Origin of the sequence: Actinocorallia populi, from assembly GCF_002995495.1 — a bacterium.
In the GTDB taxonomy this organism is placed as follows: Bacteria; Actinomycetota; Actinomycetes; order Streptosporangiales; family Streptosporangiaceae; genus Actinocorallia; species Actinocorallia populi.
Window position 1 is genome coordinate 1,066,090 of sequence record NZ_PVZV01000002.1, and the last position, 18,375, is coordinate 1,084,464.

Here is an 18,375-nt window from a genome sequence, read left to right on the forward strand (position 1 = left end):
AACCGATGGCGAGGCTGACCCGTGCCGAACAGCAGGAGCGGACCCGCGCGGCGGTGCTGGTCGCGGCCCGGCACGAGTTCGCCGAGCACGGCTACGCCGACGCCAAGGTCGACCGGATCGCCGAACGGGCCGACCTGACCAGGGGCGCGGTCTACTCCAACTTCACCGGCAAGCGCGCGCTCTACCTCGCGGTGCTCGCCGACGCCGCCGAACAGGCCCGCGACTCGGCCCGCGCCCCCGAACGCTCGCCCGGCTCCGTCGCCGCGGCGCTCGGCGCGTTCGCCCGGGTCTGGCTCGAACGGCTGCCGCTCGTGGACGACACCCCCGGCAAAGGACACCTCCGGCTGCGCTCGCTGACCGGCGTCCTCGACACCGCCCCGGCCCGCACCGCACTGGCCGAACTCGTCAGATTCGAGGCGCTCCTGCTCGCGCTGGCGCTCGAACCGCGCCGCGCGCCCCGCGCACGGACCGTCCGGCTGGCGGGCCTCGCGCAGACCCTCCTGCACGGCGCCGCCCACCTCGCGGAGAACGCGCCCGGAGTAGGCGACCCGTTCGACCTGGCCCGCGCCGCCGAACACCTCGCCGACATCACCCTCACCGAAAGCACAGAGCCGGCGCACCTGCCCTTCATCGACCCCGCCCGGCCCGCAGCGGACCGGTGGACGCCACCGCGCGGACTCCACGACGAGATCACCGGCCGCCCCGTCGACCTCGGAGACGACGGCCTGGTCGTCGTCCTGGGCGCCGGACGCCTCTCCGCAGCCCAGGAAGCAGTGCGCTCGGCCCGCCCCGGAGACCCGGTGACGTTCGTCCTCGTGACGGACGACCCCGCCGAAACCGGAAGGCTGACCAGACTCCGCATCGCCGACCTCGTCGGCTGCCTGCGCCGGGTATTCGCCGCCGAAGACCTCCCATGGCCACGCGTCGTGGTGGACGACGGTGCCCAGGTCCCCGCCGCCCTCGGCCTACCGACAGCCGACGACCGCACCGAGACCGCCATTTGCATCCGCGCCGGCCTGATAGTGGCCCGCGCCTCCGGCCGAGGCTCCGGCCACGCCGTCGCAAACCACGACGACCAACCCCACCCGACCCCCTCCCCCTGACCCCCACCCGCCTCCGACGGGTTTTATGCACAACGCGTGGCGTGTGCCGGTGAGGGCCTCCTCGGCTTGGACGGCCGCGGGGAAAATGCGGTTGGTCGCCGTGGCCGGAGAGCCTAGGTTCGCCGTATGGGTCATGACTACGACCGCGTCACCGACCTCGGTCGCCCCAACCCCACGCGGCGCCACGGTGCGGTGGTCACCCATCCGGCGCAGCCGTGGACGTCCACCGTGCACGCGTTCCTGCGGCACCTGGAGGCCGAGGGGTTCCAGGCCGCGCCGCGCGTGGTCGGGGCGGGCTTCGACGGGTCGGGCGATGAGACGCTGACCTGGCTGGAAGGGACGGTCCACGCCACGTCCGTGTGGCCCGACGCGGAGCGGAGCATGCACGAGGTCGGCGCGCTGCTGCACCGGATCCACCGAGCCGCCCGCAGCTTCGCCCCGCCGCCGGACGCGGTGTGGATGCCTGCGGTCGTGCGGGCCTTACGACGCGATACGGCGGGAGCTCCACCACAACGGCGGCCTTGGGGTGTTTGCACCAGGGGTTCGGTCGTTCTCGTCGCCGTGCACGGATTCGGCGGTGGGTGTTGTGGCCGTTCGTGCTGAGGGGGCCATGGGGGAGTTGTCAGGCGGTGGGCTTCACCTCGGTGTAGAACAGGCTCGGGTCGGCTGCCAGGGAGGCCTTGACGTGGGCGCTCCAGTCGTCGGCGAGCACTTCGAACGCGCCTGCTTCGATGCCGTCGAGTCCGGTGCGGGCGGCGTGGGCGGGGTCGATCTTCTCGCCGTCGTAGTGGGCGGCGATGTCGGTGTCGGCGGCTCCCAGGTGCAGGCCGGTGACGAGGGTTCCCTGGTCGGCGAGTTCGAGGCGGATGCCGTTGGTCAGGCTCCACTCGGCGGCCTTCGCCGCGCTGTAGGAGTTGGTCCCGTTGTAGGAGAACCAGGACAGCGCGGACAGGACGTTGAGGATCGCTCCGCCGCCGTTGGCGGCCAGGACGGGGGCGAAGGCGCGGACGACGTCGAGGGTGCCGTAGTAGTGCGTGTCCATCTCGAGGCGGATGGAGTCGAGGTCGCCGGTGACCAGGTTCGTGAGGGTGGAGATGCCGGCGTTGTTGACCAGGAGGGTGACGTCCTGGGCCGCTGCGGCCGCGGCCTCCACCGACGCCGGGTCGGTGATGTCGAGCCGCAGCACCTCCACGCCCGGGATGTCGACGCTCTCGGGGCGGCGTGCGGTCGCGTAGACCTTGGCGGCTCCCCGCTGCAGCAGCTGCTCGGCGAAGTGGCGGCCGATGCCGCGGTTCGCGCCGGTCACCAGTGCGGTCGATCCGGAGATGTTCATGTTCTGTCCTTTCACGGGCGGTGACGTGCGGCTTGTCGCTCGCACACTGCTACGCTAAAACCTGACGTTGACGTGAGATGCAAGTCGAAGCGGAAAGAATCTTGTGCCATGCGTATCGGAGAGCTCGCCAAACGCTCGGGCGTGAGTGTTCGCGCCCTGCGCTACTACGAGGAGCAGCGGCTCCTGGAGTCGTCGCGGACGTCCGGAGGGCAGCGCGACTACCCGGAGGAGGCGGTGGATCGGGTGCGGTTCATCCAGCAGCTCTACGCCGCCGGACTGCCGAGCAAGACGATCGTCGGGTTTCTGCCGTGTGTGACCACGGGACGGGCGACGCAGCAGATGTTCGACAAGCTCCTGGCCGAACGTGACCGCATCGCCGCCCACATCGACGAAATGGTCCAGGCCAAGACGAAGCTCGACCGGGTGATCGAAGAGGTCATCGCCGCCGGAGTGGTCGCCGAAGATCCGACCGCGGCGGCGGTCCCGACCGGCGGATGACCCCGCGTCCCCACCGAGCCGTCGTCGAGATCGGCCGAAGAGACGCACCTGGCTCTCGCGCCTTTCCGCACGTTTTCGAGGCTTCGAAGCAGCCGTCGGCGTCCATGGGGGCTGTCGATTTCAGGAGCCCTTTGCGCGGCGGGTATTTCATGCCGCCGTACCTGCGGCATTCCTGTTGATCTTGAAGTGCTCGCCGGTCTCCTCGCATACTCGGGTATTGATCGCGTTCGGAGGTTCTGGTGAGCGGGGTTTCACGACGGCTGGCACGGGCCGCGTACTGGACTTGTGCGTGGACGTTCGGGTACGCGGTCCTCAAGGCGTACTGGGCGGCGGGAGGGAAGGCGCTTCGCACGACGTTGGGTTTCCCGGAGCACGTGTGGCGTTCGACGGGGTTCGCGGTCGTGAACGGGGCCACGGTCGCCGTGGCTCTGGTCGGGTCGGTCGTGGCGCTGGGGTTCGTCCGTCCGTGGGGCAGGAGGGCACCCTGGTGGGCGCTGTCGGTTCCCGCCTGGGCGGCCTCGGGCGTGCTGCTGCTGTACAGCGTCCCGAAACTGGTTCTCAACGTTCTGGGATCCGTCGGACTGCTGTCGGCGACTGGGGGCATGAGCGCGCAGGAGGTCCAGCGCGTGAGCAGATGGCACCTGGTGCTGTGGACCCCCTTCTTTCTGGTCTGGGGGCTGCTGTGGGGTGCGACGGCCTGGTTCGCGTGCAAAGAACGACGGTCCGCCCGGTGAGCGGTAGAGGGATTCCTTCCCTCTTCGCCGCCCGTGATCGAGAGGGTTCCAGGTGAGTCACCCCCCGCGGGATTCGCATGTCCACGAGCACGTCTTCGGAAGGCGGGCTCGGTCCATACCCGGCGTCGGCTCCGCCGCCCTCGCGCTGATCTCGGGTGTCCTTCTTGCCGTGCTGTGGTGCTTCCTGGCCTTGCCCGGCATCGTCACCTCCGCGCTCGCGACGGTGTTCCGGCGGACCAATCCGGAGCTGACCGCGAAACTGATCACGGCGAGTTGGGTCGTCCACAGTTTCGCCGTCGTCGGTGGTCTTTGTGTTTTTTCTTTCTTCGGTATGGCTCAGGGGCAGATCGTCGGGTTCCTCTTCTTCGTTCTCGCAGATGAGGGAGGGCGTAGCGCCCGGCGGCACACGCCCGAGGTTCGGTTCGGGCGGCTAGGAGGGCGGTCGGGCCAGGTATGCCGTTTTGGCGTCGGGGGAGAATCCGCAGGACCGGTAGAAGGCGTGGACGCCCGGTCTGCGGGAGCCCGTCATCAGCATCGCCTTGTAGCATCCCGCGTCCCATGCGGCGCGCAGCGTGCGGGACATGATCTGCTTGCCCAGGCCCGTGCCCCGCAGGGCCTCGTCGACGACGACGTTCTCGATCACCGCGTACGGCGATGCGGATCTGGTGAGGTTCGGGATCACGTTCAGGTACGCCGTGGCCGCGATGGCGCCGTCGGCTTCGAGGACGAACAGGTGCAGGCCCGGCGACTCCAGGATCCGCGTGTACGCGGTCGCGTCGGACCCGTCACTCAGGATCGGATCATTCGGTTGCAACTGCCGGTAGAGCCGTAGAACTTCTTCGAAGTCGTCGGGCCCGGCCTCGCGGAACACGATCATGTCCGCAGGCTACCGAGCCGCCATGTCCTGCTTCGCGTGGCGACCGGCGTGAGCGCCCGTGAGCGCTTCCCCTCGTCGTACATCTCCTGCATCCGTCGGGGGTGACGGGCACCTGCTCGTTCCCCATGGTTTCTCCGGTTCTCTCGATCGCGGGGTGGACGGGTTCAGCGCCGGGCGGCGAGCCATCCGGCGGTGGTCCAGCCCGGTTCGGCCCAGCGGGCCTGGAACACCTCGTGGGGGATGGTGTCCCGCCACCGCCCGTGGACGGCCAGCTCGGCGGTCAGCCGCCCGATCTCGTCGGCGGCCATGGCACCGCGCTCGCCCTCGACGGCGATGACCGCCGTCTCGTCGACCCGGTCGATGTAGGGGCGTTCGGTCGGGGTGGCGGAGACCATGCAGGGCCGGGTCCGCGCGGGGCCGAACTCCCGGCCGGGCAGCAGGTCGTGCAGGACGGCGAGCGCCTCGTCGACGTCCTCCCGCCGGCCGCCGGTGCGGACCCAGGCGGCGATCTCCTCCGCGGTGTCCAGCGGGTTGGCCAGCAGGCTCCCGCCGGCCAGCTTCACGTACCACCTGCCGTCGGGGTAGGGCCGCGGGGACATGACGATGCCGCCGAAGAGCGAACGCCCGTCGCGGTACTTGAGGTACATGACGGCGGGCATGTCGACCGCGTCCGGCCCGTCCACCTCGACGAGGACGACGGTCGCCCCGAAGCTCGGCATCAGCAGCGGACGGGGCAGCAGGCCGGTGGCGTTGCTGGCGGCGCCGGTGGCCAGGACGACTTGCCCGGCCCGCCACGAGGCGCCCGAAGCGGCCGTCACCAGGACGCCGCCGTCCGTCTTCCCGGTGCGGACGACCTCGTCGCGCACCAGCACGGCCCCGGCCGCGGTGGCCGCGGCGAGTTCGGCCTCCACCAGGCGTCGGGGGTTGAGGATGAAGGCGTCGCGCTGGACCAGTGCCACATGCCCCGGTTCGAAGCTGAGGGCGGGGTAGGCGGCGCACAGCGCGTCCTCGTCCAGCTCGTCGACCTCGACGCCCAGGTCGCGGGCGTTCCGGGCCAGGAGGTCCCGGTCGAACCAGTCCGAGGAGGAGCCGCCGGGCGTCTCCCGCGGCATGACCGACAACGAGTGGGTCGGGACGGTGAACTCGACGCCGGTGCGCTCGCGCAGTTCCGGGAACCGGCGGATCGAGCGCATCGCGAGCATGGAGGTCATGAGGGGGACCTCCAGCACGTGGGCGAGGCGGCCCTCGTCGTAGTGGCCGGCCCAGACCCCGCGGTGGTCGGCGAACCCGGCGGGCTCGGCGGGCCCGACCACCAGGGTCGAGTGCCCGCCGTCGGCGAGGTGGCGGGCCGTGGCCGAGCCGATCGGCCCGGCCCCCACCACGATGACGTCGTACCGGTCCTGCACGGTCGTTCTCCTCGTTCGGTGACACGGGATGCGACCGGGGACACGGTGTCCTCGGCCGTTGCGGGATCATCGCATCTCGAACGGCTAAAGTATCCATGGTGTGTTGTTAAGAGTTGGTGTCATTGGCCTGGGAAGTGGCCGCGACTCTCGTCGGCGGACGCCGTTCCGGCCCTAAACTGGCGGGACCCGGCAGGCGCGGAGCCCGGCCCGGCCGCCCGGAGACGGAGGAGGCGAGGCGGGGTGAGCGCGTCGAGGCCGAAGGACCGGCGCCCTCCGGACGAGGCGCGGGCCGACCCGGCTCCCGCCCGTGTCCGCACCAGGAGCGGCGGTCGCAGCGAACGGGTGCGCCGCGCCGTGGGCGAAGCAGTCCTGGCGTTCCTGGCGGAGGGGAAGGTCGCCTTCACCACGGTCGAGGTCGCCGAACGGGCCGGGGTCAGCCGCCGCACCCTCTACCGCTGGTGGCCGGAGCACGACGACCTCCTCGTCGAGGCGCTCTCCCTGCACGTCCGCAAGGTCGAACCCCCCGACACCGGCTCCTGGGAGTCCGACGTGCGCGCCTTCGCGCATCTGGTGGCCGCGTTCGCCGCCGACCCCGTCGACCTGGCGATGTCGGGCATCATGGCCGGCCGCCGCCACCCGGACTTCAACGCCCTGGTCATCGACCAGTACCGGCCCGTCCTCGACGCCTGGCGGCAGATGGTCGCCCGCGCCGTGGCCCGCGGCGAGGCCGGTGACGCCCACGCCCCCGGAACGGTCGTGACCATGCTGGTCTCCCCCCTGTTCCTGGGGCCCCTGATGCTGGGCCGCCCCTCCAGCGAGGACGAGATCGACAGGATGGTCGACCTCGTCCTCGCCGCCACCCGCCCCTGATCGCTCGGGCGAGGCGGGCCGGCGCCCTTGTGGTCGGCTTCGTCGCGCGGACGCCCCAGGGTCAGTGGGAGGCGCCGAGTTCGATGAGCAGGACGCCGGCGATGATGATGCCGATGCCGAGGCTCATGACCTTGGTGAGGGGCTCGCCGAACAGGGCGCGCGAGGCCAGGGCGGTGAGGGCGACGCCGGAGGCCGCCCAGACGCCGTAGGCGACGCCGAGGGCCATGCCGCCGCTGAGGGCGAGAGTGAGGAAGGCGAAGGCGGCGAGGTAGCCGGCGGCGACGACCAGGAACCAGGCCCTGCGGGCGCCGGGCTGGGAGGCCGTGCGCAGGGACAGGGTGGCGGTGACCTCGGTGAGGATCGCTCCGAGCAGGAACAGCCAGGTCACGCGCGCTCTCCTTCCTCGGGACGGGGGGCGTGCTGGGAGCCGAGTTCGACGCACAGGACCCCGGCGATGACCAGGACGATGCCCAGGCCCATGGTGACGGTGAGCGGGTCGCCGAAGATGGCGGTGGCCAGGACCGCGGTGAGGGCGACGCCGGACGCGGCCCAGACGCCGTAGGCGACGCCGATGCCCAGACCCGCGCGCAGCCCCGAGCTCAGTGACGCGAACGCGCCGAGGTAGCCGATGGCGACCACGACGTACCAGGCGGGGGCGTCCAAGGCGGCTCGCAGCGACAGCGTGGCGGCCACCTCGAGGAGGATCGCCGCCAGCAGCGGCAGCCATTTCTTCATCAGGGGGTCTCGTCTTTCAGAAGTCGGTCGGCGACCGCGAGGATCTGCGCGCGGTCGCTTTCGGGAACGGGGAAGACCCCGGTGGCCGCGGCCGTCCAGTAGCCGTCGGCCATGAGCCGGGCGGCCGTCAGCCTCCCGCGCTCCTCCTCGGGCAGGTCGTCGGGAAGCAGGAACCAGGGGGCCAGATGGCGGGCCCACGCCTCGGCGAGGGCATCGCGGTACAGGGCGTCGGCGCAGATCGCGAAGTCCGCGCGGTCGAACCGCTCGGACAGGGCGACCTGCACGTAGGCGCGGATCCGCCGGCGCGGCGAAGCCTCCTCCAACGGCAGCCCCAGCCGGTCGAGCATCAGCCGCTCCCACCGCTCCGCGACGTACTCCACCACTCCCACCATCAGTGCTTCCTTGGTGGCGAAGTGGTACATCAACCCCGGCTTGGTCACCCCGGCCTGCCGCGCGGCGGCGTCCAGGGTGATCGTCGCGCCGCCCTCGGCGCGCAGCACCTCCAGCGCACCCTCCAGGATGCGCTGCCTTGTGTTCACTCCCATGCCGGTTACTTTGCCTTCCGGAAGGTAAAGTAACGCGCGTTCCGCCTGCCGGGATCACGGCCCTTTCAGAACACCGGCTGGACGAAGAGCGGGATGTCGTCCTGCCTCCCATAGACCGGGAGGCGCTCGAGCCGCCCGGTCTGCACGTCCAGCCGGTAGGACGGCCGCGGCGCTCCCGAGAGGTCGGTGCTCGGGATCAGGAGGTGCCGGGTGTCCTCCCAGACCATGTCGGGTCCGCCGAAGTACCTGGGGTCGCAGTCGGGTGGCAGCCGCACGATCCGCGGGTTCCGTCCCAGGTCGTGGACGTCGAAGAACGTCAGGGCATGCGGGTCGCGGCGCATCGTGTACAGCAGCCGCCCGCCCGGAGCGAGCCTGGCCGACGGGTCGATCGGCAACCGGCGCGTGGTGCCGTCGGCCGCGATGAGCAGCCTCCCGTCCTTGCGGGCGGCCAGGGCCGTGCCGGTGACCGGATCGACCCACTGCAGCAGGACGTCGAGTTGTTCGGGCGCCTGTCCCGGCCGCCACCGCCATGTCTGCGGATAAGGCCGCTTGGTGGCCGAGGAGCGGTTGACGTAGACCTGCCCCGCGAAAATTCCAATCGCCTCAGGCCGGCGGTCGTTCTCCAGCCCCGGCATCGTCTGGGTGCTTCCATCCGCGAGGTCGACCAGCCGGACCTCGTCGTCTTGGGTGCTGATCGCCATGTTGCGGCCGTCGCAGCTGCGCTGCAGCGTCCGGATCCCGCCGCCGAGTCCGCAGACCGTGCCGTCCTGCTGGACGAGCCGGGCCTGCCACCAGTCCTCGAAGTCATTTTTGTCGAACGCCGCCAGGACGATGCCGTACGGTGTCTCGAGCGCGATGTCGGGTCCGTCCCGCAGGAAGCTGCCTTTCGGGGTGAGATCGCGGCGAACGGTCCGGCCGAGGGTCTGCGGTTCGCCTCCCCGCCAGACGATCACTCGGCCGTCGCATCGGAACAATCCGGCCTTGGGCGGGTCGGCCGAGCCGAACTCCTCGGCCCCTGCCTCGGGGTACTCCCGTCTGGGTGTCTTCCACTGCTCTTCGGAGTCTTGCCGCTCGAAGAACTCCTTGGCTTCGGCGAGCCGGTCCTCCCATCCTCCTTCCGGGTCGGAATCCTCATGTTCGGCCCAATCCGGGATGGGTGGGAGCGTTGCGTCGTCGGCGGGCCACTCGTGCCAGGCCTGCTGGGCGTCCAGCGCCTGCAGGAGCTCGGCGTCTTCGTCATCGAACGGGTCGTGTTCGTCCGCGTCGTCGCCACGGCGGTACCTGCGGTCCTCGCGGTCCTTACGGCGGCTGCGTGCGGTGAGGGTGATCGGGTCGTCCGGGCCTGTTCGCATCGTGGTGAATTCTTCTTCCCGGACATGGGGAAGGACGGAATGGAAGTCCTCGATGCTGATCAGAAGACGTTCGGCGAATTCTGCTGCGGTTCCGGTGATGGCGTGTCCCGGACTCCACGCGGCGAGGGCGTGGACGTCCCCGGCCAGGCTCAGGTGGCCGACGTGGTGGCGGCGTTTGGCGTACTTGGCGCGCTTCTTGGGGGACAGGCCCAGGATGTCTCCCGCCGTCGGGGGAGTAGCGGCGACGCGATACCCCTCCGCGTCTGCGTGCAGCAGTCCGGCGGCGACGAGCAGCGTGAAGGACTCGCGCAGGTTCGCGGGCAGCGGCACACCGAGACGTTCGGACAGCCTGCGCCATTTGTTCTTCTTCTTGGCGGTGCGGCCTGTTGCTTCGCGCCACTCATGCCTGTTCTTCCGGTCGAGGTCCGCGTGGCCGGTGGGCAGTGGTTCGGGCACCGTCCACAGATCGGCTTCCAGCCAGCCCTCCTCCAGTTCCCTGTGCCGAGGCCAGGGAAAGGAGACGTACCGGACGGCCGCGCGCTCCAGACTGATCGGGGCGTCGGTGCCGGCCGCTTCCATCCGCACCATCTGGTACAGCCACCAGACGCGTCCGGGAAGCACTTTCCGCCAGTCAGCGGGCACGAGGACGATCGCAGACGCGCTCCTGGCGAGCCATCGCGGCGGCTCGACCGGCCCGGACGTCCGCCAGAACCGCAGACACCACCGATTCCACTCGTCCTCACGCCGCAACAACACTCGGACCCGGTACGTCCCGAACCCGTCCAGTTCGAATTTCAGGTCGTCGGGCCCGTACAAGGCGATGGAGCCGGTCCGGCTCACATAAGGAGTCTCGACCGCTTCGCACCAGGGCTCGTCTTCGATAGCAGGCACTGCGGTGTGCAGTTCGAGCCGCACCGCGGTACGACGCCACGAGCCTGCACCCTGCAACCATCCCTCACCGGCCCGGGCGATCGTTCCAGTGAGCCCCCGCCCGTCGGAGTACCCGGCGTATCGGCCGAGGAACTCGTCTCCGGCATCGTCCGGAGCCCGGGCACCCGACCGGTGTTCGACGTCACCGACTGACAGCATCGACCAGTCGCTCCAGGACATGTCGCCGTCGACCCCTCGCAGCAAAGTCATGCGCGCAAGCTAGCAACACCGGCGGACAGTGACCCGGGTCCGTAACGTCCGTTGTGTTCCGCGAGCGTTCGCCGCGGTGAGCCCGCCGACCTCGCGGTCCGGATCTAGCCGGGGGTCGTGCGTGTGGCGGGCGGGGTGTGCAGGGAGAGGTGCGGGGACAGGGCGCGGAGGAAGTCGGGGGCGTCGAAGGCCGCGCCTGCGGAGGCGACGCCGGTGGTCCTGGCGCGGCCGGTGAGGATGCGGTCGACGGCCTCCACCGCCAGCGGGGCGCTGATGGCGTAGATGTCCTGGCCGGTGGCGACCAGGCGGCGCTCCGCGTCGCCGGAGCGGACGAGGACGTCGACGACGAAGGTCTGCGCGGAGCGGCCGTGCTCGTCGACGGGGGTCGGGGCGGAGGCGTCGGGGGCGGACAGGTCCGCGGCGGCCTTGGCGGCCATGTAGGTGCGCACTTCCGGGACGGCCAGGTGGCTGGGGACGGTGACGACGTCGGCCATGGTGAACTCCCCGATGACCTTCTGGGGGCCGAGCGGGGCCGGGAAGTCCCACTCGAGGGTCGGCAGGGCGTCGTCGTGGTACTCCAGCCGTCCGCCGGTGTAGCGGACGCGGCGGCCGCCGCGCCGCTGTCCCGAGACCGCGCCCGAGGCGAGGGTCCCGGAAGTGGGGTGCCAGCTGCTCAGGCCGTAGGCGATGTGCACCTCGTCCGCCGCCGTCCAGTCGTTCATCGCGGCGGTGGCCAGCAGGTCGCCGAGGCCGCCGTAGAAGGCCATCGCCGGGACCACGACGGTGCCCGCGGCGCGGGCGCGTTCGGCGAAGTGCGCGAACGTGTCGAGGTTCGCCTCGATCTCGGCCGCCACGTCGACGTACGGGATGCCGGCGCGCAGTGCCGCCTCGATCAGCGGCGCGGCGGTCGTGGCGAAGGGCCCGGCGCAGTTGATCACGGCTGCCGCGCCGTCCAGCGCGCGGTCGAGCGACGCGGGGTCGTCCACCGACGCCTGCCGCACCTCGTCCCCCGGCTGGGCCTGCGCCAGCAGCCTTTCCCGGTCGCGGCCGAGGAGCAGCGGGACGTGTCCGCGCCCGCGCAGCTCCGCGACCACGAACCGCCCGGTGTGCCCGTACGCGCCGAACACCGCCACGCCACGACCCGATTCCATGCCCGCTCCCGTGTACTCGAAGTGCTTCACGGGGATGATCCTGTCTTTTCCGGCCGTCGGCGCCCAGTGTCCGGAACGACATGACCCGTACAATTTCCGACATGGGCTCTTTCCCGCGTTCCGTCGCGATCGCCGCCACCGACGGGATGCTGCACTTCGAACTGGCACTGGCCTGCGAGGTCTTCGGCTCCGCCCCGGCCGCCCTGCCGGGCCCCTGGTACGACGTCAGCGTGTGCGGCACGCGCGCCGTCCGGGTCGACCGGTTCCTGCTGGAGCCGGACGGCGGCCTCGACCGGCTGGCGGACGCCGACACCGTGATCGTCCCCGCCCTGGCGGACGTCGACGAGGACCCGCCGGCCGACCTGGTCGAGGCGGTGCGCGCGGCCCACGAGTCGGGCGCGCGGGTGGTCTCCCTGTGCACGGGCGTGTTCGTGCTCGCCGCCGCCGGCCTGCTGGACGGGCTGCGCGCGACCACGCACTGGGCCCACACCGGGGAGCTGGCCGCGCGCCACCCCCTGGTGGAGGTCGACCCGGACGTGCTCTACGTCGACAACGGCAGCGTGCTCACCTCCGCGGGCAAGGCCGCGGCGATGGACCTGTGCCTGCACCTGGTCCGCCGCGACCACGGCTCGGCGGTCGCCAACGTGGTCGCCCGCCGCCTGGTCGTGCCGCCCCACCGGGAGGGCGGCCAGGCCCAGTTCGTCACCACGCCGGTGCCCGCCCGCGACGGCCACCCGCTGGCCGAACTGCTCCCCTGGGCGATGCGGCGGCTGGACCAGCCGCTCACCGTGGAGGACCTGGCCCGCCGGGCGAGCATGAGCTCGCGCCACCTGGCCCGCCACTTCCGCTCGGTGACCGGCACCACCCCGCTGCAGTGGCTGCAGGCGCAGCGGATCCGCCGCGCGCAGGAACTGCTGGAGACCACGGACGAGAGCGTCGAGGCCATCGCCTCGGCCGCGGGCATGGGCACGGCCACGACACTGCGCCGCCACTTCCACCGCACGGTCGGCGTACCGCCGGACACCTACCGCCGGACGTTCCGGACGTAGGGGCACGCCCGTCGCTCAACGGCCCCGCGTCCGGTGCGGTGGGCGACCGCTCGAGGGCGGCTTCCCCGCGGCGCGGGGCGAAGCGGCGCCTACGCCCGTACCCGGCCGGCCCGGAACTCCAGGTAGCGCTGCTCGGCGAGGCTGGCGGTGGCCTTCGCGGCGCGCCGGTAGAGCTCGTACGCTCCGGCCGTGTCGCCGGTCTTCTCCAGCAGGTGCGCGCGTACGGACAGCAGCCGGTGGTGCCCGGCCATCCGCTCGTCGCCGTCCAAGGCCGACAGCAGGGCCAGCCCGGCCGCCGGGCCCTCGACCTCGGCGAGCGCGATCGCCCGGTTGAGGGTGACCATCGGGTTGGGCGCGATCCGCTCCAGGATCAGGTAGAGGGCGTGCACCTGCGGCCAGTTGGTCTCCTCGGCCTTGGCCGCGTCGGCGTGCGTGGCGGCGATGGCGGCCTGCAGCCGGTACGGCCCCAGCGACGGGCGGGCCAGCGACGACCTGACCAGCGCGGCGCCCTCGTCGAGCAGCTCGCGGTCCCACCTCGTACGGTCCTGCTCGTCCAGCGGCACCAGGTCGCCGGCCGGCGTCGTCCGCGCCTCGCGGCGGGCGTGGGTCAGCAGCATCAGCGCGAGCAGCCCGGTCACCTCGCCGTCCTCGGGCAGCTGCGCGTGCACCGTCCGGGTCAGCCTGATCGCCTCGTGTGCGAGCTCGGCGCGGTGCAGTTCGCTGCCCGAGGAGGCGGTGTAGCCCTCGTTGAAGATCAGGTAGAGCACGTGCAGGACGACCCGGAGCCGTTCCTCGCGCTCGGCGCCGTCCGGCATGGCGAACGAGCTGCCCGCTGCCCGGATGCGCTGCTTGGCCCGGCTGATCCTGGCCGCCATCGTGCCCTCCGGCACCAGGAACGCGCGGGCGATCTCGGCGGTGGTCAGGCCGCCGACCGCCCGCAGCGTCAACGCGGTCTGGGAGGCCGGGGTCAGCGTCGGATGGCAGCACAGGAACAGCAGGACGAGCGTGTCGTCGGTGTCCGGCACCTCGGGCGCCGGCTCGGCGGCCGTCGCCGACTCCCGGCGGCGGCGCGCGTGGTCGCTGCGCACCTGGTCGATGAGCCGCCGGGACGCGACGGCGACCAGCCAGCCGTGCGGGTTGGCGGGCACGCCCTCGGCGGGCCACTGCACGGCGGCGGCGAGGACGGCCTCCTGCACGGCGTCCTCGCACTCCTCGAACCGGCCGTGCCGCCGTACCAGCATGCCGAGGACCCGCGGCGTGAGCTCACGCAGCAGGTCCTCGATGTCCGAAGCCGTCATGCCTCCAATTGTCCGTCGGCGAACATCACCTGCCGCACCTCGATCCCCAGGCCCTCGATCGCGGCGTCGGGAATCCGCGCCGCCAGCTCGATCGCCCGCTCCCTGTTCTCGCAGTCGATCAGGTAGAAGCCGCCCAGGTACTCCTTGGACTCCAGGAACGGGCCGTCGGTCACCACCGGCTGGCCGTTGCGCACCGACACCACGGCGGCCTGCGACGGGTCGGCCAGCGCCTGCGTGGTGATCAGCTCGCCGGACTCCTTCAGCGCCTGGATGAACGCGCCGTGGCCCTCGCCGATCGCCGCCTTCTCCTCGTCGGTCAGCGCGTCCAGCACGGCCGGGTTGATGTGCATGCCGATCAGGAACTGCATCTCGTACTCCTCGTGATCCGAGGGCCCTGGCCGGGCCCTTCGACCGGTCTGTCGGAACCGCCGCCGCCGTCTTGACATCCTCCGCCGGAACTTTCGCACGAACGTTTCCGGCACCGGTGTCAAGAAGCCCCCGTCCGCTCCGACCGACCGGCGGAACCGAGAGAAAGAGAGCTTCGGATATGCGCATCGACCGGGCATGGCTGGGCGCGGCCCTCCTCATGCTGCCGACCTTCCTCGTCGCGATGGACACGACGGCGCTGCTCCTGGCGCTCCCGCGGCTGAGCGCCGACCTGGGCGCCACCGGCGTGCAGCAGTTGTGGATCAGCGACGGGTACGGATTCCTGGTGGCCGGCATGGTCATCACGATGGGCACGCTCGCCGACCGGATCGGCCACCGGCGGCTGCTGGTCGCCGGTGCGGCGGCGTTCGCGGTGCTGTCGGCGGTGGCCGCCTTCGCGGCGGACCCGCTGACGCTGATCGTCGCGCGTGCGCTGCTGGGCGTCGCGGGCGCGACCCTGGCACCGGCCACCCTCGCCCTGATCACCGGCATGTTCCGCGACGAGCGGCGGCGCGGGAAGGCCATCGCGATCTGGGCGGCCTGCCAGTTCACCGGCGGCGCGCTCGGGCCCGTCCTCGCCGGATTCCTGCTCCAGCACTTCTGGTGGGGATCGATCTTCCTGGCGGCGGTACCGGCGATGGTGCTGCTGGTGCTCGCCGGGCCCGTCCTGCTGCCGGAGTTCCGCGGCGACCGGGCCGGACGGCTGGACCCGGTCAGCGTCGGTTCGTCGCTGGCGGCGGTGCTCCTGATGGTGTACGGGGTCAAGCAACTGGCCATCGAGGACGCGCGGGCCGTCCCGGCGGCGGTCCTCGTCGTCGGCGCGGCCATCGGAGTGCTTTTCGTACGGCGGCAACTGCGGCTGGAGACGCCGCTGCTGGACCTGCGGCTGCTGCGCAACCGCCCGTTCACGGCCGTGATCGTCGCGCTGGTCTTCGCCGGCATCGCCATGGCCGGGACGGGCCTGCTGGTGACCCAGTACCTGCAGGACGTGCTGGGCTTCTCGCCGTTCGCGTCGGCGATGCTGTTCGCGCCCATGGGCCTGGGCGTGGCGGCCGGCACCATGACCGCGCCGGCGCTGGCCCGGCGGACGGAGCCGGCGCTCGCGATCGCGGGCGGGCTGGCGGTGTCGGCGCTGGGCGGCCTGCTGCTGGCGGCCGCCGACGGCGAGCACGCCCTGCCGCTGGTGATGACCGGCATCACCGTACTGGCGCTGGGCACCGGACCGCTGTTCGCGCTGGGCACCGGACTGGTCGTCGGATCCGTGCCGCCGGAACGCGCCGGTTCGGCGGCGTCGATGTCGGAGACCGGCAACTACCTCGGCGGCTCGCTCGGCTTCGCGCTGCTCGGCGCGGCGGCCGCCGCGGTCTACCGCAGCCGGACGGACGGCACGTCCGACTCCCTGGCCGGCGCGGTCGCCGCCGCCCGGCACCTCCCCGCCGACCAGAGCGCGGAACTGCTGCACACCGCGAGAGCGGCGTTCACCACCGCCCTGCACGCCACCGGCGTCATGGCCGCGGCCATCTTCGCCGGACTGGCCGTACTGGTCCTGGCCATGCGCCCGGCGACCCGCCCCGCGCTCCCCGACCACGCAGCAGTTGAAGACCGATCCAGGTCAGCCAGCCCAGGCCGACGGTGACCGCACCGCGCTGCAGCAGGCCGCCATAGGCGACCAGCGTCTCCACGCCCGCCATCGCGGAGACGGCGGCGCGCCACGGCGAGCCCGCGCGGAGGAAACGGCGCGTGAAGACGAAGAAGGCCGCGGTCAGCCCGGCGAAACCGGCGAGTGAGAACGCGTCGTGCAGGGCGCCCAGTGTCGTGTAGTCGACGCGGGCGGGCGTGCTCGGAGGGTAGCCGCTGATCGGGTCGGCACGGAAGAGGCCCGCGCCCAGCAGGCCCACGCCCCACACGCCGACGAGCAGGGGACCGAAGACCGGGCCGCCGACCGGTTTCGGCGTCCGTCGTATCCCGGCGGCGAACGCGACCGTCAGGAGCCCGGTCACGAGGAAGGCGGTCGTCTGCGTCCAGCCGTGCTCGCCCAGGGCCAGCGAGCTGACCGGGTGGCGGAGGGCGCTGTAGTCGGCGCGAGTGGCGCCTTCGATGAGGTAGGCGACGGTGAACAGCGGTCCGGCCAGGACCCCGCACATGAGCAGGAGCCGGCGCGTGTCGAGGTGTCCCATGGCTGTCAACCTATGTTGACATGGAGTGTGTGTCAACATAGGTTGACAGCCGCCGGAGGCGGTCACCGGACACGGGAGAAACGGCGCCCGCGCGGAAAGAGTCACGCCCCGTGCGTCCCACCGGATCCCGGCGAAGGCGGACGCGTTCGCCGGGCGGGCATGCCCGGTGCGGGTGCGGGGATCAGGAGCGGAGGGGTTCGATGGCGCGGATGTAGTCGGCGAGCCGGACGCCGACCTCGAAGACCAGGTCGGGGCCGGTGTCGGCGGGGTCGGGCCAGGTCTCCGAGAGGCGGCGCCAGGACCTGTGGCCCAGGAAGTCGCCCGCCACGGGGTCGTCGCCGAGCTCGGCGCGCCATTGCGGCTCGCGGGCCCGCAGCCTGGCCAGGACCGCGTCGTTCTCCTCGGCCTTGCCGTACTCGGCGTGGAACCCGACCTCGAGTGCGAAGCCCTCGGCGCCGGGGACGCCGTCCGGGCGGATCAACTGGGCCTCGTAATGCTCCCGCACCGCCTCGCCGAACCAGACCTTGATCCCGTTGTGCCGCACCCGGATCCGAGGCTCGCCGAGAGCCCGCGGAACCGCGCCCCGCACCACATCGCGCACCTGATCGAAGAACTCACCGTCCACGGGCCCCAGTGTGCACGACCGCACCGACATTCCCGGCCCTCCGGCGGCCGTTCGGGTCAGAACGGGTCGCCGGGGTGGGGGAGCCAGTCGCGGGACGGGTCGTACTCGAGCCACCGGCTTCGGCGGGCCTCGGCGGCACAGGAGGCGATGAGGGGGTCGAGGCCGGGGTGCGCCGCTTCGGAGCGCCACAGCAGCGACCAGGCGTAGAGCGGCGTGGGGCGGACCAGGGGTATCGAGCGCAGTCCCGCGGACCGGGGGAGCGGCAGGTCGGCGGGGAGCAGTGTGAAACGGCGGGTGTCCGCGGTGAGCTCGGCGAGGAAGTGGGCGAGCCCGAGGTTGGCGCCCTCGGCCCTGCCGGAGATGCCGAAACCGTCCGCGAAGCGGTGCAGGAAGTCGAGGCGGTCCAGCGCCGCGGGCGCCCACAGGATCCCGTCGCGCAACTGCTCCGGCCGCAACTCCGCCGCGGCGGCCAGCGGGTGGTCCCGGCTCAGCACGGCGTCGACGGGTTCGAGGCGGACGAGCCGGTGCGTGAGCCCGTCCGGCAGCGGTGGATGGACCCGGCCGAAACCGGCGTCGATGTCGCCGTGCAGGATCGCCGCCGCGACCGCGGGCAGGTCGCGTCCGTGCCCCGGCTCCAGCGCGGGCCCGGCGACCTTCGCGAGCGTGCGCATGGGCGCGAACAGATGCCCCCAGACGTCCACCCGCAGCGGACGGTCCCGGCGCGCCACCGCGGCCGTCGCCGCGTCGCCCGCGGCCAGGGCGAGGCGGGCCGGTCCGAGGAACCGCCGGCCGTCCTCGGTCGGCCGGACGCCCTGACCGCCGCGCTCCAGCAGGCGCACGCCGAGCAGCGACTCCAGCCGGGCGATCCGCTTGGAGAGCGCCTGCTGGGACAGGGCCAGCCGCTCGGCGGCACGGCCGAAGTGCAGTTCCTCGGCGGCGAGGACGAAGGCGCGCACCTGCCCGAGGTCGAGATCCACGCTCCTCACCATAAGCGACAACCATCGGTTGTCGGATCTTCCGGACGGCTGTTGGACCGCGGAACACCCGGTGGGATTG

19 protein-coding genes and 1 pseudogene are annotated in these 18,375 nt (G+C 71.9%); 7 read left to right on the forward strand and 13 right to left on the reverse strand.

Translation table 11 applies throughout. From position 1 onward, the window contains the following. The first annotated feature begins 5 nt into the window (after nt 1-5). Nucleotides 6-1,103, forward strand: a complete 1,098-nt coding sequence (locus C2865_RS12020) for a TetR/AcrR family transcriptional regulator (protein WP_106398414.1) — start codon at nt 6-8, stop codon at nt 1,101-1,103. Between the two features lie 126 nt (nt 1,104-1,229). Next, nucleotides 1,230-1,706, forward strand: coding sequence for a phosphotransferase (locus tag C2865_RS12025; RefSeq protein ID WP_106398415.1), 477 nt, complete (start codon nt 1,230-1,232; stop codon nt 1,704-1,706). Between the two features lie 19 nt (nt 1,707-1,725). Here the strand turns inward: C2865_RS12025 and C2865_RS12030 are convergent, their stop codons facing one another. After that, complete coding sequence (locus C2865_RS12030) at nt 1,726-2,436, reverse strand: SDR family oxidoreductase (protein WP_106398416.1); 711 nt, start codon at nt 2,434-2,436, stop codon at nt 1,726-1,728. A gap of 108 nt (nt 2,437-2,544) precedes the next feature. Here C2865_RS12030 and C2865_RS12035 point away from each other — a divergent pair, with 108 nt between their 5' ends. Continuing rightward, nucleotides 2,545-2,934, forward strand: coding sequence for a MerR family transcriptional regulator (locus C2865_RS12035; RefSeq protein WP_106398417.1), 390 nt, complete (start codon nt 2,545-2,547; stop codon nt 2,932-2,934). 239 nt (nt 2,935-3,173) lie between these two features. Next, nucleotides 3,174-3,668, forward strand: a complete 495-nt coding sequence (locus tag C2865_RS12040) for a DUF3995 domain-containing protein (protein WP_157963670.1) — start codon at nt 3,174-3,176, stop codon at nt 3,666-3,668. A gap of 430 nt (nt 3,669-4,098) precedes the next feature. Here the strand turns inward: C2865_RS12040 and C2865_RS12045 are convergent, their stop codons facing one another. Then, a complete protein-coding gene (locus tag C2865_RS12045; protein ID WP_198653207.1) occupies nt 4,099-4,545 on the reverse strand; it encodes a GNAT family N-acetyltransferase in 447 nt (148 codons plus the stop codon). 164 nt (nt 4,546-4,709) lie between these two features. After that, nucleotides 4,710-5,951 carry an NAD(P)/FAD-dependent oxidoreductase gene (locus tag C2865_RS12050; RefSeq protein ID WP_198653209.1) on the reverse strand — a complete coding sequence of 414 codons (1,242 nt, stop codon included), beginning with the start codon at nt 5,949-5,951 and terminating at the stop codon, nt 4,710-4,712. Between the two features lie 240 nt (nt 5,952-6,191). Between C2865_RS12050 and C2865_RS12055 the strand changes: the two genes are divergently transcribed. Continuing rightward, nucleotides 6,192-6,821 carry a TetR/AcrR family transcriptional regulator gene (locus C2865_RS12055; protein ID WP_106398420.1) on the forward strand — a complete coding sequence of 210 codons (630 nt, stop codon included), beginning with the start codon at nt 6,192-6,194 and terminating at the stop codon, nt 6,819-6,821. A gap of 61 nt (nt 6,822-6,882) precedes the next feature. On the opposite strand, the gene C2865_RS12060 is transcribed toward C2865_RS12055, so the two are convergent. The 5 genes from C2865_RS12060 to C2865_RS12080 all read right to left on the reverse strand — a co-directional run bounded on the left by C2865_RS12060 (nt 6,883) and on the right by C2865_RS12080 (nt 11,774). Beyond that, complete coding sequence (locus C2865_RS12060) at nt 6,883-7,209, reverse strand: DMT family transporter (protein WP_106398421.1); 327 nt, start codon at nt 7,207-7,209, stop codon at nt 6,883-6,885. Then, nucleotides 7,206-7,556 carry a DMT family transporter gene (locus C2865_RS12065; protein ID WP_106398422.1) on the reverse strand — a complete coding sequence of 117 codons (351 nt, stop codon included), beginning with the start codon at nt 7,554-7,556 and terminating at the stop codon, nt 7,206-7,208. The genes C2865_RS12060 and C2865_RS12065 overlap by 4 nt, the downstream gene beginning before the upstream one ends. Then, nucleotides 7,556-8,101 (reverse strand): TetR/AcrR family transcriptional regulator, encoded by a 546-nt coding sequence (locus C2865_RS12070; protein WP_106398423.1) that lies wholly within the window; start codon nt 8,099-8,101, stop codon nt 7,556-7,558. The genes C2865_RS12065 and C2865_RS12070 overlap by 1 nt, the downstream gene beginning before the upstream one ends. A gap of 65 nt (nt 8,102-8,166) precedes the next feature. Continuing rightward, a complete protein-coding gene (locus tag C2865_RS12075) occupies nt 8,167-10,593 on the reverse strand; it encodes a DUF6042 family protein (protein ID WP_157963671.1) in 2,427 nt (808 codons plus the stop codon). 104 nt (nt 10,594-10,697) lie between these two features. Continuing rightward, entirely contained in the window at nt 10,698-11,774 is a 1,077-nt protein-coding gene (locus C2865_RS12080; RefSeq protein WP_332873352.1) for a saccharopine dehydrogenase family protein, read from the reverse strand. A gap of 71 nt (nt 11,775-11,845) precedes the next feature. Here C2865_RS12080 and C2865_RS12085 point away from each other — a divergent pair, with 71 nt between their 5' ends. Continuing rightward, complete coding sequence (locus tag C2865_RS12085; protein ID WP_106398425.1) at nt 11,846-12,793, forward strand: helix-turn-helix domain-containing protein; 948 nt, start codon at nt 11,846-11,848, stop codon at nt 12,791-12,793. 89 nt (nt 12,794-12,882) lie between these two features. Here C2865_RS12085 and C2865_RS12090 read toward each other — a convergent pair whose 3' ends face one another. Both C2865_RS12090 and C2865_RS12095 read right to left on the reverse strand, forming a co-directional pair. Continuing rightward, entirely contained in the window at nt 12,883-14,091 is a 1,209-nt protein-coding gene (locus tag C2865_RS12090) for an RNA polymerase sigma factor (RefSeq protein WP_106398426.1), read from the reverse strand. After that, nucleotides 14,088-14,459, reverse strand: a complete 372-nt coding sequence (locus tag C2865_RS12095) for a YciI family protein (RefSeq protein WP_106398427.1) — start codon at nt 14,457-14,459, stop codon at nt 14,088-14,090. Before C2865_RS12095 ends, C2865_RS12090 begins: the two co-directional genes overlap by 4 nt. A gap of 179 nt (nt 14,460-14,638) precedes the next feature. Between C2865_RS12095 and C2865_RS12100 the strand changes: the two genes are divergently transcribed. Continuing rightward, complete coding sequence (locus C2865_RS12100; protein WP_106398428.1) at nt 14,639-16,153, forward strand: MFS transporter; 1,515 nt, start codon at nt 14,639-14,641, stop codon at nt 16,151-16,153. Nucleotides 16,154-16,175: 22 nt separating this feature from the next. Here C2865_RS12100 and C2865_RS12105 read toward each other — a convergent pair. From C2865_RS12105 to C2865_RS12115, 3 genes and pseudogenes are all read right to left on the reverse strand, one after another. Then, nucleotides 16,176-16,733, reverse strand: a pseudogene (locus C2865_RS12105) (DUF998 domain-containing protein); the annotation flags it as partial. Nucleotides 16,734-16,875: 142 nt separating this feature from the next. Continuing rightward, on the reverse strand, nt 16,876-17,319 hold the full coding sequence (locus tag C2865_RS12110) for a hypothetical protein (protein ID WP_157963672.1): 444 nt from the start codon (nt 17,317-17,319) through the stop codon (nt 16,876-16,878). 56 nt (nt 17,320-17,375) lie between these two features. After that, on the reverse strand, nt 17,376-18,296 hold the full coding sequence (locus tag C2865_RS12115) for a LysR family transcriptional regulator (protein ID WP_106398430.1): 921 nt from the start codon (nt 18,294-18,296) through the stop codon (nt 17,376-17,378). Between the last annotated feature and the right edge of the window lie 79 nt (nt 18,297-18,375).

Bases quoted from the DNA above. Each gene is read 5' to 3' on its own strand.
- C2865_RS12020 (WP_106398414.1), top strand. From the start codon at position 6: ATGGCGAGGCTGACCCGTGCCGAACAGCAGGAGCGGACCCGCGCGGCG.
- C2865_RS12025 (WP_106398415.1), top strand. From the start codon at position 1,230: ATGGGTCATGACTACGACCGCGTCACCGACCTCGGTCGCCCCAACCCC.
- C2865_RS12030 (WP_106398416.1), bottom strand. From the start codon at position 2,436: ATGAACATCTCCGGATCGACCGCACTGGTGACCGGCGCGAACCGCGGC.
- C2865_RS12035 (WP_106398417.1), top strand. From the start codon at position 2,545: ATGCGTATCGGAGAGCTCGCCAAACGCTCGGGCGTGAGTGTTCGCGCC.
- C2865_RS12045 (WP_198653207.1), bottom strand. From the start codon at position 4,545: ATGATCGTGTTCCGCGAGGCCGGGCCCGACGACTTCGAAGAAGTTCTA.
- C2865_RS12065 (WP_106398422.1), bottom strand. From the start codon at position 7,556: ATGAAGAAATGGCTGCCGCTGCTGGCGGCGATCCTCCTCGAGGTGGCC.
- C2865_RS12070 (WP_106398423.1), bottom strand. From the start codon at position 8,101: ATGGGAGTGAACACAAGGCAGCGCATCCTGGAGGGTGCGCTGGAGGTG.
- C2865_RS12075 (WP_157963671.1), bottom strand. From the start codon at position 10,593: ATGACTTTGCTGCGAGGGGTCGACGGCGACATGTCCTGGAGCGACTGG.
- C2865_RS12085 (WP_106398425.1), top strand. From the start codon at position 11,846: ATGGGCTCTTTCCCGCGTTCCGTCGCGATCGCCGCCACCGACGGGATG.
- C2865_RS12090 (WP_106398426.1), bottom strand. From the start codon at position 14,091: ATGACGGCTTCGGACATCGAGGACCTGCTGCGTGAGCTCACGCCGCGG.
- C2865_RS12095 (WP_106398427.1), bottom strand. From the start codon at position 14,459: ATGCAGTTCCTGATCGGCATGCACATCAACCCGGCCGTGCTGGACGCG.
- C2865_RS12100 (WP_106398428.1), top strand. From the start codon at position 14,639: ATGCGCATCGACCGGGCATGGCTGGGCGCGGCCCTCCTCATGCTGCCG.